This window comes from Paenibacillus sedimenti (assembly GCF_014534655.1).
GTDB lineage: Bacteria > Bacillota > Bacilli > Paenibacillales > NBRC-103111 > Paenibacillus_E > Paenibacillus_E sedimenti.
This window is the reverse complement of record NZ_JACVVD010000022.1, coordinates 42,014-58,261: the sequence shown is the minus strand read 5'-3', so window position 1 is coordinate 58,261 and position 16,248 is coordinate 42,014. Positions and strand designations below refer to the sequence as shown.

Sequence of the window (16,248 nt, the reverse complement as noted above, 5' to 3'; positions counted from 1 at the left end):
ATCGGTCGAGGGCTTAACCAATACACCTCAATAAGAGGTAAGCATCTACGTATACATACGTAGCACTGCAACATTCACACTTTACGCAAGTTTCGTATCTAGTTTTCAGGGTGCAAATGCACTTTGATCGTTTGGTGATGATGGCGGAGGGGACCCACGCGTTCCCATCTCGAACACGACCGTTAAGCCCTCCAGCGTCGATGGTACTTGAACCGAAGGGTTCTGGAAGAGTAGAACGTTGCCAAGCACAATAAAGAGCCTTTTTGAGAGAGATCTCGAGAAGGCTTTTTTGTTTGTTGTCCCGAATAAAACTGTAGGTAAGGTCAACACTAGTAAGGCATACTTTTGGCTTCGGAATGTGGATAATTTGATTTTTACATGCAGTACTTGTCAAAAAGAAAGGAAATGATTATAATCAAATTAAGGTCAAAGAAAGTCAAAGTCAATTTGGCCTCACACATTAAAAGTAATACCCAAGACGTATAGCGAGTTATGAACTCCATATGGTCGTAAGTATTTCCGTAAGCATAGGCTTCTTTTCCTGAAGCCAAGTTTACTTCAAGCGTTCTGGGAGGATGAATTGATGCGTAATGTTTCAGAAATTATTGAGCAGTACTTGAAACATGTTCTGCAGCAAAGTCCAGAAGGAGCAATTGAGATTCAACGCAACGATCTAGCTGATCAATTTCAATGTGTTCCTTCCCAAATCAACTATGTCATTAGCACACGGTTCACTTTGGAAAAGGGTTATGTTGTGGAAAGCAAGCGAGGCGGCGGCGGATATATTCGCATCCAAAAAATCGAGCTCAAGAGCCATGGCTCTATTCTCGATCATATTTTTCGCACGATTCATACACACATTGATCAAGTCACCTCAGAAGGACTCATATATCAGCTGCAGGAAGGCCATTACATCTCTGCCAGGGAGGCTAACCTGATTAAGGCGGCAATCTCAAGAGATGTGTTAACTTTTAAGCTGCCGCTGCGTGATGAAATTCGCGCTAAAATTTTGAAGGCCATGCTGATATCCTTGCTTAGCAGATGAGGAGGGCATATGAATGATTTGTCAAGAGTGCGGTAAACGGCCGGCGACTCTTCATTTTACGAAAATTGTAAATGGTGATAAGAACGAGTTTCATATTTGTGAAAATTGTGCTCGCGAGAAGGGTGAAATGATTCCGGGAACGTCGAACGGGTTTTCTATTCATAATCTTTTATCCGGCTTGCTTGATTTTGAACCGTCGTCTGTTGCTTCAGCCAAATCCCAATCGATCCGTTGCGAGCACTGTGGACTTACGTATTCGCAGTTTAGTAAATTGGGGAGATTCGGTTGTGGTTCCTGTTATAAAAGCTTTTCGGAAAAGCTGGATCCTTTATTCAAAAGAGTCCATGGCAACATCGTTCATGTCGGTAAGGTTCCCAAACGAACCGGCGGCATCATTCAATACAAGCGGGAAATTGATTCACTTAAGAGAGAAATGATGACCCGCATCGAAAAAGAAGAGTTCGAACAAGCGGCCAAGATTCGGGATCAGATTCGGGAAATCGAGAAAAAGATAGCCGGTACGTAGGCTCTTGAGGAAGGTGAATAGAGTGACACTGCAGCGTTTTACGGGAGATGCATTGAGTGAATGGATGAAGGGCGATGGACCTGAGTCGGATATCGTCATTAGCAGTCGGATCCGCATTGCGCGCAACCTCAGGGACTATCCATATCCGATGCTCGCTACCAATCAGCAATCACATGAGGTGCTGGAACAGTTATCCGGTGTACTTGAGAATGAAGAACTCGAGACGATTAGCAACTTCTCTCTAATCCCGTTATCCGATCTCAATGAATTGGAGAGAATGGTCCTCGTCGAAAAGCATTTGATTAGTCCGAATCTCGCGAACGAATCCAGGAATGGCGCCGTCATCTTAAGCGAAAATGAATCCATTAGCATTATGATCAACGAAGAGGACCATCTTCGCATACAATGTTTATGTCCGGGATTTCAGATCAAAGAAGTCTGGGATTTGGCGAATCAGATTGATGATATTTTTGAAACTCAGTTGGATTATGGGTACGACGAGAAAAGAGGATACCTAACGAGTTGCCCTACGAATGTAGGAACTGGTATTCGAGCCTCAGTGATGATGCATCTTCCGGCTTTGGTGCTTAGCCAGCAAATTAATCGTATTTTATCCGCTGTTACACAAGTTGGGTTGACAGTAAGAGGATTATACGGGGAAGGCAGCGAAGCATTAGGTAATCTGTTCCAAATTTCGAATCAGATTACACTCGGACAGTCTGAGGAAGAGATTATCGATAATCTCTATAGCGTTGCTCGACAAATCATTGAGCATGAGCGCGCTGCCAGACATAAGCTGATGCAAGAGTCTCGGATGAGAATCATCGATCGCGTGAATCGTTCTCTTGGCATTTTGTCGTATGCCGGCATTATGGATTCTAAGGAAGCCGCGCAGCGGTTGTCGGATGTCAGATTAGGCATCGACCTTGGTATCATTAACAATGTATCGGCTAATGTGCTTAATGAACTGCTCGTCATGACGCAGCCAGGATTTCTTCAACAATATGCAGGTGAGAAATTAACGGCCGAAGACCGTGACATTCGCAGGGCGGAGCTGATTCGTGAAAGGTTTGGCCGCTTTTAGCAAGTAAAATAGATTCATCCTTTAGGATTTCCATAGATATACTACTTTTGGAGGTGTTCTCTATGATGTTTGGAAGATTTACGGAACGTGCACAAAAAGTTCTCTCTCTTGCACAAGAGGAGGCCGTTCGTTTAGGGCACAATAATATCGGAACTGAGCATATTTTACTCGGACTCATCCGTGAGGGCGAAGGTATTGCCGCTAAAGCGCTTATCGCTCTGGGCTTGGGGCTTGAGAAGATTCAAGATGAAGTGGAATCCTTGATTGGCAGAGGCCAAGAACAGCCGACCAACATCGCCTACACGCCAAGAGCTAAGAAAGTCATTGAGCTTTCCATGGATGAAGCGAGAAAACTGGGCCATACGTATGTGGGCACTGAGCATATCCTGCTCGGACTGATCCGTGAAGGCGAAGGGGTTGCAGCACGCGTGCTCAACAACTTGGGTGTCAGCTTGAACAAGGCTCGTCAGCAAGTGCTTCAACTTCTAGGCAGCAGTGAGACGGTTTCTCCAAGCCATGGAACTAATCCGAATGTGAACACGCCTACACTGGATGGTTTGGCAAGAGATCTCACGGCGTTCGCCAAAGAGGGTCATCTTGATCCGGTGATTGGACGCAGTAAAGAAATCGAGCGTGTGATTCAGGTATTGAGCCGCCGCACGAAAAATAACCCTGTTCTCATTGGGGAACCGGGCGTTGGTAAAACGGCGATTGCTGAAGGTCTCGCTCAAAAAATCATTAATAATGAAATTCCTGAAACATTGAAGGATAAAAGAGTAATGACCCTCGATATGGGATCCGTCGTTGCGGGCACCAAATATCGCGGTGAGTTCGAAGATCGGCTCAAAAAAATCATGGACGAAATTCGCCAAGCTGGCAACATCGTGCTCTTTATCGATGAGTTGCATACTTTGATCGGTGCTGGCGGAGCAGAAGGTGCGATTGACGCATCGAACATCCTGAAGCCGGCACTCGCGAGGGGCGAGCTGCAATGCATCGGGGCTACAACGCTTGACGAATATCGTAAATATATCGAAAAAGATGCTGCGCTGGAGCGACGTTTCCAACCGATTACGGTAGACCAACCATCGCCGGAAGAAGCGATCCAAATCCTTCACGGACTTCGCGATCGATATGAAGCGCATCACCGTGTGAAAATCACCGATGCTGCGATCGAAGAGGCAGTAAAACTGTCCGACCGTTACATTACGGACCGGTTCTTACCGGACAAAGCGATCGACCTGATCGATGAGGCGAGCTCCAAAGTGAGACTTCGCTCTTACACAATCCCGCCTTCTTTGAAACAGCTCGAGAATAAACTCGAGGATATCCGCAAGGAGAAAGACGCGGCTGTTCAAAGCCAGGAATTTGAGAAAGCAGCCGGACTGCGTGATACGGAGCAAAAGTTGCGTGAAGAACTCGATACGACGAAAAACGACTGGAAAGAAAAGCAAGGTCGTTTGGATACGGAAGTAACGCCTGAGGATATCGCGCAAGTTGTGGCAAGCTGGACGGGTATTCCGGTAAGCAAGTTGGCAGAAGAAGAAACTGAGCGCTTACTCAAAATGGAGGACATTCTCCATGAACGCGTCATTGGTCAAGAAGAAGCGGTAAAAGCCGTTAGCCGCGCTATCCGTCGCGCTAGAGCGGGACTGAAAGATCCGAAGCGTCCAATGGGCTCCTTCATCTTCTTGGGACCAACAGGGGTAGGTAAAACCGAGCTGGCACGTGCACTGGCCGAATCATTGTTTGGTGACGATAACGCGGTAATCCGCATCGATATGTCGGAATATATGGAGAAACACTCCACGTCCAGACTCGTCGGAGCGCCTCCAGGGTATGTTGGGTATGAAGAAGGCGGCCAACTGACTGAGAAAGTTCGTCGTAAACCTTACTCCGTCGTGCTTCTTGATGAAATCGAGAAAGCACATCCGGAAGTGTTCAATATCCTGCTGCAAGTGCTGGAGGATGGCCGTCTGACCGACTCCAAAGGCCGCACTGTCGACTTCCGTAACACGTTGATCATTATGACATCGAATGTTGGCGCGGAAGCGATTAAGAAAAATTCTTCGCTCGGTTTCACGGCCGCACAGGATGCAGGCAGAGATTACTCCAACATGAAAGACAAGGTGATGGGCGAGCTTAAGAAAAGCTTCCGTCCGGAATTCTTGAACCGGATCGACGAAATCATCGTGTTCCACTCTTTGGATGAGCAGCATATCGCTCGCATCGTTAGCTTGATGGCCGATGATCTGCGCAAACGCCTGAAAGAGCAGGAAGTGGACTTCTCGCTTACCGATAAAGCGAAGATGTTCCTTGCCAAAGAAGGATTCGATCCGACATATGGTGCCAGACCGCTCCGCAGAGCGATTCAGAAGCATATTGAAGATCGCTTGTCTGAGGAATTGCTCAAAGGGAACATCGCAAAAGGCGACTCCTTAACGATCGACGAGAAAGAAGGCGAACTTGTCGTCCTTAAGGGCGAAGGCGTAGCCGTGCAATAAAAACTGTTAAAAGCATTTTGCTCCATCCGGCTAGGGTGGCGGCAAAATGCTTTTTATTTTGAACAGGGGGATGAAAGATTTCTTCACTTTTTAGGGATTTGTTTGACGCAGCCCTTTCACCGACATCTTAAAAATGGTAAACTTTATTTGGTAAGGATAGGCAAAAACGTCCGCAAATGTTTCTAAAGGGAGTTACTACGTCATGAGTAAACAGAAAACGAAGTTTTGCTGCCAAGAGTGCGGATACGAATCACCAAAGTGGATGGGAAAGTGCCCAGGGTGCCAGTCATGGAACACCATGGTGGAAGAAATAGAAACGGTCGTTCGTACACAAGGGATGAATTCTTCCATTGCCCGAACGAAAGAAAAACCGACACCCATCATACATATAGAAAGTAGTCCTGAACCACGGGTGTTGACGAACAATAAAGAATTGAATCGTGTACTGGGCGGCGGCATAGTCCCTGGATCATTGATCCTGGTCGGTGGCGATCCGGGTATCGGGAAATCAACCCTTCTGCTCCAAACATCTTTTGCGCTCACGCAAGCACAGCAAAAAGTGCTTTATATATCGGGTGAAGAATCAGTGAAACAAACGAAGCTTCGCGCGGATCGGTTGAACGCTTCATCATCGCTGCTTTATGTGCTCTGTGAAACGAATCTAGAGCTTATTGAGGAAGCCATACAAGAGATTAACCCGGATTTCTTGGTCATTGACTCGATTCAAACGGTGTATCACCCGGCCATCGCCTCGGCACCGGGTACGGTTGGTCAGGTTCGGGAATGCACCGGCCATTTTATGAGAATAGCTAAAGGTAAAGGGATTGCAACGGTTCTTGTCGGACACGTCACCAAGGAGGGCGCGATCGCAGGTCCCCGCATGCTGGAGCATATGGTGGACTGTGTGCTCTATTTCGAGGGCGAACGACATCATTCTTATCGCTTGCTTCGAGCCGTGAAGAACCGTTTTGGTTCGACGAATGAAATCGGAATTTTTGAAATGCAAGAGGGCGGTCTCGTTGAAGTCAACAACCCGTCAGAATTGTTTTTGTCCGAAAGACCTTTGGGTGTGGCGGGTTCCACGGTTGTGGCCAGTATGGAAGGAACACGCCCTGTTCTGGTGGAGATCCAAGCACTCGTCTCAACGACGAACTTTCCATCTCCGCGAAGAATGGCTACCGGCATCGATCATAATCGGTTATCGCTAATCATGGCAGTGCTTGAGAAACGCATGGGTCTGTTCTTACAAAATCAAGACGCTTATCTCAATGTGGCCGGCGGCGTTAAATTAGATGAACCGGCCGTTGATTTGGCTGTAGCGATAAGTATCGCATCGAGTTTCAAGGATCAACCTACACGACCTTATGATGTGGTGTTCGGTGAAATTGGTCTCACTGGAGAAGTACGGGGTGTCTCGCGGATCGATCAGCGAGTGAAGGAAGCGGAAAAGCTGGGTTTCCGCAGAGTGATCATGCCGGAAAAAAGTCTTAAAGGATGGACGCACCCGCCAGGCATGGAAATTATCGGAGTGAACACGGTGTCAGAAGCTCTCCAAGCTGCGCTGAGTTAACTCGTGAACCATTCAACCTGCAAGCACAGCACATGCTTATGAAGCAAGTTTTGCTATCGCAAAACTCTCAGGAGGGAAATGATGAGTAAAGAAGAGACAAAGCGTGACGTGATGAGTCAACTTCTGCAGATGGTTGCGCCAGGCACCGCGTTCCGCGACGGTTTGGAGAATGTCTTGCGTGCCAAGACGGGTGGGCTCATTGTGGTTGGTTATAGTCCGGAAGTGATGGAAATCGTCGACGGCGGGTTCTCCATTGACTGCGATTTCTCCCCTAATTATTTATATGAGCTGGCCAAAATGGACGGAGCTATTATTCTCAGTGAAGATATGAAGCGCATTCTGTATGCGAACACACAATTAATTCCGGATTCCTCTATATCGTCATCCGAGACGGGAATTAGACATCGGACGGCAGAGCGTGTAGCGAAACAAACGAATAAGCTTGTTGTCTCGATATCGCAGCGGCGGAATGTGATTACGCTGTATCAAGGCAATTTACGTTATGCGCTCAAAGATATCGGCGTGATCCTGACCAAAGCCAATCAAGCGATACAGACGCTGGAAAGGTATAAGGTCGTACTGGACCAATCCATGACCAACCTAAGTGCTTCCGAATTCGAGGAATTGGTTACGCTGCATGACGTTACGAATGTTATCGCTAGAGTGGAGATGGTTCTCAGAATCAAATCCGAAATCAATCGCTATATTAACGAGCTGGGCAATGAAGGCCGCCTTATCAGCATGCAGCTGGAAGAATTGGTTGGTAACTCCGAGCTGGAGGCACGCCTTCTTGTGAAAGATTATGTGCGCGAACTGTCTGAAGAGAAAGTGAAGGATGTGCTGGCCGGTTTGAAACGACTCTCTTCCGATGAGCTGCTTGAGCCGCATCAAATCATTCGTTTACTCGGCTATCCGCATACGAATGCCATCGCCGAAGAACCTGTTTCGCCGCGTGGTTTCCGAATGTTGGGCAAAATCCCCCGGCTCCCTTCGATTATTATCGCCAATCTTGTAGAGAAGTTCGGCTATCTGCCGCATATGATGATGGCGACAATTGAGGAGCTGGACGAAGTGGATGGAATTGGCGAGGTTAGAGCGCGCGCGATAAAAGAAGGACTCAAGCGGATTCAAGAACAAGTCTTCATTGACAGACATATTTAAAGTAGATACAATCATAAAGTATCATTGTTGAGGTTTTATTAAGGTAGGATTAGGGTATAGTAAATCCAGAGGTGGACAAAAACATATGTTAACGAAATCAATTCCCAGCCTTTTTACTGTAGGGAACTTATTCCTTGGTGTTCTGTCGATTATTCTTGTCTTTAATGGGGAACCCGGACGCGCTGCGGTGCTTGTCATCGTTGCCATGCTGCTCGATGGACTTGACGGACGTGTCGCGAGAGCTCTGAATGCTCAAAGTGAGTTTGGCAAAGAACTGGATTCGCTGTCCGATGTCATCTCTTTCGGTGTAGCTCCAGCCTTCATCATGTATGTGGTTGCATTTAATGATCCCAATGTGATTAGCCCTGCGTTTGCATGGATTGTAACGGCCATCTTCCCGATTTGCGGAGCGCTTCGTCTGGCTCGATTCAATGTTGTTGCCGGTATTCCGGGTTATTTTATCGGCCTGCCGATTCCGGCAGCAGGCGGCGTACTTTGTACGCTTGCATTATTTAAAAACGAAATAAACGTTTACGTGTTGTTGGTTAGCACAATTCTTTTATCGTACCTCATGGTAAGTACAGTGAAATATCCGAATTTCAAAAAGGCCGGCATTCCCAAAGCGGCGATCTGGATCACGCCAATTATCGTTGCCGTCGCGGTGGTAATAGCAATCAAGTGGCCGGAATCCATATCGAAAATGATCTTCGTACCGCTGCTGGTTTACGCGCTGTATGGCTTAAAAAAAAACGTTGATGGCATCTTTATAAGGCTGCGCAGAAAGAACAAAAGACGCGTTCACGACGAAAACCACTCCGTAAAATCTGACGTGTAGGCGCAGTGAACGAAAATAAAAAGCATTTATTTTCTTCTGATGATTCAGAGAAAATAAATGCTTCTTTTTTTCGTTTTTCATGACATGTTAAAAAGTCCTAATGTCGAGCATTTCTTCGATTCATTCTCAACGACTTTCTCCAAATCTACATCCAAAAGGTTGCTAAGCGCCGACATGTAGAAAAGATTTCTGCCGAGTTCTGCGCTTACAACTTCTGCGCAATGTTCGCACAGATGGCCGTTTACATGGGTGCCAAGAACTTCCTTCGCCTCATTCAGCGTCATCTCCGGATGATACTCTTGTTTGGCTGCATGGACTCCAATACATCCACATTCCGTAATGGATTTGATCACGGAACGATTAGCGGCTGCGTTCGTTTGTTGAAATTTGGACAAGACATCAAGCAAACTTCGGTGACGGAGTAACAATTCGGACACTTGATCTTGAAACTGCTTTAAAGTCAAGGAGCTCATTCCATCCACCTCGAGTGTGTTTGTAACTTCCAATTTCATTATAAAGGAAGCTTCCTAATATTTCAATTTTGTGTGAGGATTCGTGATTAGCGATGGATAAATTGGAACATAATTGTAATAAGGCATAAACATTGTTGATATGGAGGTGAATCTATGATGAGGAAATGGGTACAAATCATTTTTGCAATCATGGGTGGAAGTTTAGGTTATCAATGGAGTGATTCCATACTCCGTTTGGCAGGCGTATCGAGTGAGGCTGGACAAGTATTCTGGATTAAGAGCTTATGTGCGGTAACCATGTTTTTGATAGCGGCATGGGTGGCGAACGCCGGGATGAAACTGCTGCTGCGAGGTGAAAGGAATGTAGAGAATATTCCTGTATCCGATTTGCTGGCGGGAACCGTTGGACTGGTTATCGGTCTATTGATCTCAGTATTGGCATTTCCCGTGTTGGAGAAAGCGACGTGGGCCGGTCCTTTTTTACCTGTAGTCGTTGCCGGTGTACTTGCAGTTATGGGCTTTCGCATAGGTTATAGTAAGCGAGAAGAGCTTATACAGCTCACTAAGAACGTACGTTCCGGGTCGCAGGACAAGCAGACACATCGTCCATATGAAGAACACAAGATTCTGGATACAAGTGTTATTATCGACGGTCGCATTGCGGATATTTGTAAAACAGGGTTTATCGAAGGTACGTTAGTCATCCCGGAATTTGTGTTAGAGGAACTGCAGCATATTGCCGATTCTTCAGATTTGCTCAAACGAAATCGCGGTCGCCGCGGACTTGATATTTTAAACAAAATTCAGAAGGAATTAGAAGTTAAAGTCCTAATCTACGAAGGGGATTTCGAAGAAATTTCCGAAGTGGACAGCAAGTTGGTTCGCTTGGCGAAAGTGCTGCAGGGCAAAGTCATAACGAATGATTTTAATCTAAACAAGGTTTGCGAGCTGCAGGGTGTTTCGGTATTGAATATTAACGATCTTGCGAATGCGGTGAAGCCTGTTGTATTGCCGGGAGAAGAAATTATTGTTCAAGTCATTAAAGACGGCAAGGAGCATGGGCAAGGCGTCGCTTATCTGGATGACGGTACGATGATCGTGGTGGAAGGCGGTCGCGAATTTATCGGTTCGACACTGGAAGTCATGGTCACGAGCGTGCTGCAAACATCAGCGGGACGTATGATTTTCGCCAAACCAAAACTATTGGAAAAAGCGCAATAAAACCAGTATGATAGGGGGAGGTTATTTAACACTTGCGGAAAGCGCAAGTAGCGCTTAACGAAGAGGGGACAATATGGGGAAGCTAGGGGTTGTCATCGTAGCCGCGGGCAAAGGCTCGCGCATGCGAACGGCTGAAAGCAAGCAATATTTAAAGCTCGGTCAGAAGCCAATTCTGGTACATACCTTGCAATTATTTCAAAACATACATGAAGTGGATGAAATCATTTTGGTTGTTGGGGAAACTGACATGAAACGTTGTAGTTCTTACGTAAAGGATTACGCGCTAACGAAAGTCACGAGCGTACAAGCCGGAGGTGCCGAACGTCAAGAATCGGTGAAAAAGGGACTGGATGCACTCCAGCCAGGAACAGAGTGGGTGCTCGTGCACGACGGAGTGAGACCTTTTGCGGCAGTCGAACATGTGCTCTCATGCTTCCGCAAGGCGCAGGAAAGCGATGCTGCTGTTCTGGCCGTTCCGGTAAAGGATACGATCAAAATCGTGAATGAAGCAAAGCAAATTAAATCAACGCCAGATAGAAGAAGCTTGTGGGCAATCCAAACGCCGCAAGCTTTTCGGCTTTCCGTTCTGCTGGATGCGCATGAACAAGCTCTGAACGAAGGCTTCCTTGGTACGGATGATGCCATGCTGGTAGAAAGAATGGGGACAACCGTCCATGTGGTCGAAGGGGACTACTATAACATTAAAATTACGACCCCGGAGGACTTGCCTTGGGCTGAATGGATTTTACAACATGTAAGAGGAGAGGGACATCGATGATTCGAGTAGGACAAGGGTTTGACGTTCATCAGTTAGTGGAAGGGCGCAAGTGCATTATTGGCGGCGTAACGATACCTTATGAGAAAGGCTTGTTGGGGCACTCGGATGCTGATGTGCTGCTGCATGCGATTAGTGATGCGATTCTCGGCGCACTCAGTTTAGGCGACATTGGCAAGCATTTCCCGGACACCGCAGCGGAATTCAAGGATGCAGACAGCCTGGTGCTGCTTAAGCACGTCTGGCAGTTGGCTAAGGATAGAGGCTACCGCCTTAGCAATGCGGACTCGACCATCATCGCGCAGAAGCCGAAAATGGCGCCATACATTCCGCAAATGGTTGAGATTATTGCCGAAGCGCTGGAAGCCAAACCAGATCAAGTGAATGTGAAAGCAACAACAACAGAGCAGCTTGGGTTCACCGGAAGAGGCGAAGGCATCGCTGCGCAAACGGTTGTTTGTTTAATTCGAGATATGCTAGAATAGCAGATATTATAGCAGGAAATAAGGGGAAAAGAGGGCTTTAGACATGAATCAGCCATTACGTGTGCGTTACGCACCAAGTCCTACCGGACATTTACATATTGGCGGTGCTCGTACCGCTTTATTCGATTATTTATTAGCACGCCGTCATGGCGGAGCGTTCGTCGTTCGTTTTGAAGATACGGACCAGACCCGTCACAAGGAATCCGGTATTGCGGATCAATTGAACGGTTTAAGATGGCTCGGCTTAGAGTGGGATGAAAGTGTTGATATCGGAGGTCCTTACGGTCCTTATCGTCAAATGGAACGCCTGGATATTTATAAAACCTATGTAGATCAACTGATTCGTGACGGTCACGCGTACCATTGCTATTGCTCGGAAGAAGATCTGGAACAAGAGCGCGCGGAGCAGGAAGCACGCGGAGAGATGGGCGGATACTCGGGCAGATGCCGTAACTTAACGCCTGAACAGGCAGCTGCCTTTCAAGCAGAAGGACGTATTCCTTCCACACGTTTCCGTGTTCCGGAAAACCGTATCATTGCTTTTAAAGATAAAGTACGTGAACATGTCGAGTTCGATTCGAACGGGATCGGCGATTTCATTATTGCCCGTCCTGACGGCATTCCTACTTATAATTTCGCGGTTATCGTTGATGACCATCTGATGAAAATCAACCTTGTCATTCGCGGTGAGGAACATCTGTCCAACACCCCGAGACAAATTTTGATGTACGAAGCGCTGGGGCTTCCGATTCCAGAATTCGCTCATCTCGCGTTGATTCTGAATCAAGATCGCAAAAAAATGAGTAAACGCGATGAGTCCATCATCCAGTTTATCGAGCAGTACAAAGAATTAGGTTACCTGCCGGAAGCCGTTGTAAACTTTATCGCGCTGCTAGGCTGGTCACCTGGCGGGGAAGAAGAGATTTTCACCAAGGAAGAGCTCATCGCCCAGTTTGATTTGGATCGCGTATCCAAGAGTCCGGCCGTGTTTGACATGGATAAGTTGAACTGGATGAACAACCATTATTTGAAAAAGGCTCCGCTTTCCCGGATCGTCGAGCTATGTGTGTCTCATTTGCAAAAAGCGGGATACATCCAGGGCGAGCCGGATGCAGCGGCACAGGAATGGGTATCCGCTTTAGTCGGTCTCAATCAGGAGAGAATGCGCTACGCGGCCGAAATCGTCGAGCTATCCAGCCTCTTCTTCCAAGAAGAGCTTGTTATCGATGAAGAAGCGGCGGCCGTCTTGAAGGAAGAGCACGTGCCAGCGGTGCTGAGCAGCTTCCTTGGGCAAGTAGAGCAAGCGGAGGCTTTCACGGCGGAAGCCATTCCGGCACTGCTGAAGCAAGTACAGAAGGATACGGGCTTCAAAGGCAAGCAGCTCTTCATGTCGATTCGCTCCGCTTGTACGGGGCAGGTTCATGGTCCGGATCTGAACATGTCGCTTTATCTGCTTGGCAAAGAAAAAGTCGCTTCCCGTCTTCGGAACTTATTGTAAAACGAGGTTCTTTTCGCTATACTTAACACAATATCAAAAGCAACGATCAGGAGAGTACGTTTAGCTAGGGATTTTCAGAGAGGATAATCGGGGCGCCCTCGCTTCGGCTGTGAGTTATCCAATCCCTTTAACCGGAAATGCACCTGGGAGCTGCCGCGCCGAAATCTCGTGAGAGCATCGTAGGCGCAGCCGGAACACCCACGTTACGGGATTTGAGTTGGGAGACTTCCGAGTCACCAAGCAGAGTGGAACCGCGTTAGTACGCCTCTGCAGCCATACAGGCTGCGGAGGCTTTTTGTTTTTGTGACCTCCCAAACCCTCCTAGAAGGAGGGGCCCAGGGGTTTCGCCCCCTGGACCACGAACAATTGGAGAGGGAGCGGGGCTCGAACGTTTTGAGCGGGGGCTGGTGCGAGAAGCGCTTTCGTCCTTGTCCGTGCTGACCGCCCGACCGCGGACACGCTTGAACGTTTGTGCAGGGCCGCAAGGAAGTTTTCCTACGGAAAACATGATCGCCCGTTTCCTTTTGGAAACGAGGCATAAAACATTGCACACGATCAAACTTGCTTATCTCTTATTTCCTACTAAGAAGGTGAAAACATGTGGAAATCGATCAAATCCGATATTTCCGCCGTATTCGATAACGACCCGGCCGCTCGCAGCTGGTTTGAAGTGGTGTTTACGTATTCCGGCCTTCATGCCATTTGGGCGCATCGGATCGGCCACTGGTTTTACAAACGGGGTATGTACACCATTGCCCGAATTATTTCCCAGTTTAGTCGTTTTATGACGGGCATCGAGATCCATCCGGGCGCGGTAATCGGCAACCGATTGTTTATTGATCACGGTATGGGCGTTGTGATCGGGGAAACTTGCGAGATCGGCGACGATGTGATTTTATACCAGGGCGTGACTTTAGGGGGCACCGGCAAAGAGAAGGGTAAGAGACACCCGACAATTGGCAATAATGTGGTTATCGGCTCTGGTGCGAAAATTCTCGGCTCGTTCACCGTTGGTGAAAACTCACGCGTTGGTTCCAACGCTGTTGTCATCCAAGAAGTGCCGCCGAACAGCACGGTCGTGTGTATACCGGGTAAATTAGTGAAGCGGGACGGCGTTCGCGTGAATCGCTTGGATCATGCCAACTTGCCTGACCCGGTTATCGATATGTTTGAAGGACTGCAGCAGCAGATTAATGAGCTGAAAGCTCAGCTCGAACTTGAGAGGCAAAAGAATGGGGGAGCTAGAGAGCATGACGCTCAGAGTGTATAATACGCTAACGCGCAAAAAAGAAGAGTTCGTACCGATCGAACCGAATAAGGTCAAGTTATATGTCTGCGGACCAACCGTATATAACTATATTCATATCGGGAACGGCAGACCTGTTATTTTCTTTGATGTGGTTCGCCGCTATCTGGAGTCTCAGAAGTACGAAGTCACCTACATTACGAACTTTACGGATGTTGATGATAAAATGATTCGCAAAGCCGAGGAAATGGGTGAAACGGTTCCGCAACTGGCGGAAACGTTCATTAAGGCTTTCCTAGAGGATGCCAGGGCGCTTGGCGTTCATGATGCAACGCTACACCCGCGTGTAACGGAGAATATTCAAGAGATTATCGATTTCATTGCTGGTCTTGTGGACACGGAATATGCGTACGAAAGCCGCGGCGACGTATACTACAGAACGAGCAAGTTTGCGGATTACGGCAAGTTGTCTCATCAAAATCTGGAGGAACTGCAATACGGCATCCGTATTGAGGTTGACGACCGCAAAGAGAACCCGCAGGATTTTGTGCTATGGAAAGCCGCGAAACCAGGAGAGATCTACTGGGATAGCCCATGGGGCCAGGGACGCCCGGGCTGGCATATTGAATGCTCGGCAATGGTGCGCAAATATTTGGGCGATACGATCGACATTCACGGCGGCGGAATGGATCTGACGTTCCCGCACCATGAATGTGAGATTGCCCAGACGGAAGCCGCGACTGGTCACCCGATGGCCAATTACTGGATGCATAACGCATTTCTGAACATTGATAATGAAAAAATGTCCAAATCGTTAGGCAACGGTATCTTGATCCGTGATTTGATTAAACAAGTCAAGCCGCAAGTATTCCGCTTTTTCATGCTTTCCGCACATTATCGCAATCCGCTGAACTTTAGCGATGAGAGCTTGAAGCAAGCGGCTAACGGATTGGAGCGTATTCAGAACGCGTTCGATAACCTTAAACATCGATTAGCCACAGCCTCACAGGCAAGTGAAATCGAAGGGACGCTGCAAGATCGCGTGGCTGCGATCGCCCGCCAATTCGACGATAAGATGAACGATGACTTCAATACGCCGGATGCCATTACCGCCATATTCGATCTAGTCGCTGAAGCGAATTTGTATTTACAACAGGAGCGGGTGAATCCTGCCGCGCTGCAGCTTTTCCTAGACCAATTACTGGCATTCGATCAAGTTCTCGGCCTGCTATCGCATGAAACCGACGAGCTGCTCGACGAAGAAATCGAAAAGCTGATCGTAGAGCGCACGGAAGCGCGCAAGTCCAAAAACTGGACCCGCGCAGACGAAATTCGCGATTTGCTTACAGAGAAAGGGATATTCCTCGAGGACACGCCTCAAGGAATACGCTGGCGCCGCAAATGAGCAATCCCTTTTCCGAAGCTGCGAACTTGTTTCATTTTCCGCCATCCAAAAGCCCGAATCTGCTAAATCCGCTCGTACTGGCTTACATCGGTGACGCGGTCTACGAAGTATATATCCGGCAGTATGTGATTTCGGGAACGAATCATCGGCCGAATCACTTGCATAAAGCGGCGACGCAGTTCGTTTCCGCTAAAGCGCAGTCGAAGCTGCTGGAGAGGCTTATGCCGATCCTGACGGAAGAAGAGGTCGACATCGTCAAACGAGGCCGCAATGCCAAGTCCGGCACAACAGCCAAAAACGCGGACGTGCTGGAATACCGGCACAGTACCGCGTTCGAGTGCTTAATTGGATATTTGTACTATCAACAATCCTTCGAGAGACTGAAGGTAATATTGGATTTTGCCCTTAAGGAGAAATGAT

At 47.8% G+C, this 16,248-nt stretch carries 15 protein-coding genes and 1 rRNA gene; 15 read left to right on the top strand and 1 reads right to left on the bottom strand.

Translation table 11 applies throughout. The features are described 5' to 3' along the window. The first annotated feature begins 130 nt into the window (after positions 1 to 130). The 8 genes from rrf to pssA all read left to right on the top strand — a co-directional run bounded on the left by rrf (position 131) and on the right by pssA (position 8,725). Positions 131 to 247: ribosomal RNA gene (rrf, locus tag ICC18_RS31740) — 5S ribosomal RNA — on the top strand. A 336-nt stretch (positions 248 to 583) separates the two neighbouring features. Next, positions 584 to 1,045, top strand: a complete 462-nt coding sequence (locus ICC18_RS31735; RefSeq protein ID WP_188178412.1) for a CtsR family transcriptional regulator — start codon at positions 584 to 586, stop codon at positions 1,043 to 1,045. Positions 1,046 to 1,058: 13 nt separating this feature from the next. Continuing rightward, positions 1,059 to 1,571, top strand: coding sequence for a protein-arginine kinase activator protein McsA (gene mcsA, locus ICC18_RS31730; protein WP_188178411.1), 513 nt, complete (start codon positions 1,059 to 1,061; stop codon positions 1,569 to 1,571). 22 nt (positions 1,572 to 1,593) lie between these two features. Continuing rightward, positions 1,594 to 2,655, top strand: coding sequence for a protein-arginine kinase McsB (gene mcsB, locus ICC18_RS31725; protein ID WP_188178410.1), 1,062 nt, complete (start codon positions 1,594 to 1,596; stop codon positions 2,653 to 2,655). Between the two features lie 62 nt (positions 2,656 to 2,717). Beyond that, positions 2,718 to 5,159, top strand: coding sequence for an ATP-dependent protease ATP-binding subunit ClpC (gene clpC, locus ICC18_RS31720; RefSeq protein WP_188178409.1), 2,442 nt, complete (start codon positions 2,718 to 2,720; stop codon positions 5,157 to 5,159). A gap of 202 nt (positions 5,160 to 5,361) precedes the next feature. Further along, positions 5,362 to 6,729: a DNA repair protein RadA gene (gene radA, locus ICC18_RS31715; protein ID WP_188178408.1), complete on the top strand. Its 1,368-nt coding sequence runs from the start codon at positions 5,362 to 5,364 to the stop codon at positions 6,727 to 6,729. Between the two features lie 81 nt (positions 6,730 to 6,810). Further along, on the top strand, positions 6,811 to 7,890 hold the full coding sequence (disA, locus tag ICC18_RS31710; protein WP_188178417.1) for a DNA integrity scanning diadenylate cyclase DisA: 1,080 nt from the start codon (positions 6,811 to 6,813) through the stop codon (positions 7,888 to 7,890). Between the two features lie 85 nt (positions 7,891 to 7,975). After that, positions 7,976 to 8,725: a CDP-diacylglycerol--serine O-phosphatidyltransferase gene (gene pssA, locus ICC18_RS31705; protein ID WP_188178407.1), complete on the top strand. Its 750-nt coding sequence runs from the start codon at positions 7,976 to 7,978 to the stop codon at positions 8,723 to 8,725. Between the two features lie 77 nt (positions 8,726 to 8,802). Here the strand turns inward: pssA and ICC18_RS31700 are convergent, their stop codons facing one another. Continuing rightward, positions 8,803 to 9,198 carry a DUF1573 domain-containing protein gene (locus ICC18_RS31700; RefSeq protein WP_188178416.1) on the bottom strand — a complete coding sequence of 132 codons (396 nt, stop codon included), beginning with the start codon at positions 9,196 to 9,198 and terminating at the stop codon, positions 8,803 to 8,805. A gap of 153 nt (positions 9,199 to 9,351) precedes the next feature. Here ICC18_RS31700 and ICC18_RS31695 point away from each other — a divergent pair, with 153 nt between their 5' ends. From ICC18_RS31695 to ICC18_RS31665, 7 genes are all read left to right on the top strand, one after another. Continuing rightward, the gene (locus ICC18_RS31695; protein ID WP_188178406.1) at positions 9,352 to 10,419 is read left to right on the top strand and encodes a PIN/TRAM domain-containing protein; all 1,068 of its coding nucleotides are present in this window, start codon (positions 9,352 to 9,354) and stop codon (positions 10,417 to 10,419) included. A 73-nt stretch (positions 10,420 to 10,492) separates the two neighbouring features. Continuing rightward, complete coding sequence (ispD, locus tag ICC18_RS31690; protein ID WP_188178405.1) at positions 10,493 to 11,197, top strand: 2-C-methyl-D-erythritol 4-phosphate cytidylyltransferase; 705 nt, start codon at positions 10,493 to 10,495, stop codon at positions 11,195 to 11,197. Further along, positions 11,194 to 11,679 (top strand): 2-C-methyl-D-erythritol 2,4-cyclodiphosphate synthase, encoded by a 486-nt coding sequence (gene ispF / locus ICC18_RS31685; protein ID WP_188178404.1) that lies wholly within the window; start codon positions 11,194 to 11,196, stop codon positions 11,677 to 11,679. The genes ispD and ispF overlap by 4 nt, the downstream gene beginning before the upstream one ends. Before the next feature lie 43 nt (positions 11,680 to 11,722). After that, positions 11,723 to 13,177 carry a glutamate--tRNA ligase gene (gene gltX, locus ICC18_RS31680; RefSeq protein ID WP_188178403.1) on the top strand — a complete coding sequence of 485 codons (1,455 nt, stop codon included), beginning with the start codon at positions 11,723 to 11,725 and terminating at the stop codon, positions 13,175 to 13,177. A 598-nt stretch (positions 13,178 to 13,775) separates the two neighbouring features. Beyond that, positions 13,776 to 14,447 carry a serine O-acetyltransferase gene (cysE, locus tag ICC18_RS31675; RefSeq protein WP_188178402.1) on the top strand — a complete coding sequence of 224 codons (672 nt, stop codon included), beginning with the start codon at positions 13,776 to 13,778 and terminating at the stop codon, positions 14,445 to 14,447. Further along, on the top strand, positions 14,428 to 15,828 hold the full coding sequence (cysS, locus tag ICC18_RS31670) for a cysteine--tRNA ligase (RefSeq protein ID WP_188178401.1): 1,401 nt from the start codon (positions 14,428 to 14,430) through the stop codon (positions 15,826 to 15,828). Before cysE ends, cysS begins: the two co-directional genes overlap by 20 nt. After that, a complete protein-coding gene (locus tag ICC18_RS31665) occupies positions 15,825 to 16,247 on the top strand; it encodes a Mini-ribonuclease 3 (protein ID WP_188178400.1) in 423 nt (140 codons plus the stop codon). Before cysS ends, ICC18_RS31665 begins: the two co-directional genes overlap by 4 nt. The last annotated feature ends 1 nt before the right edge of the window (position 16,248 follow it).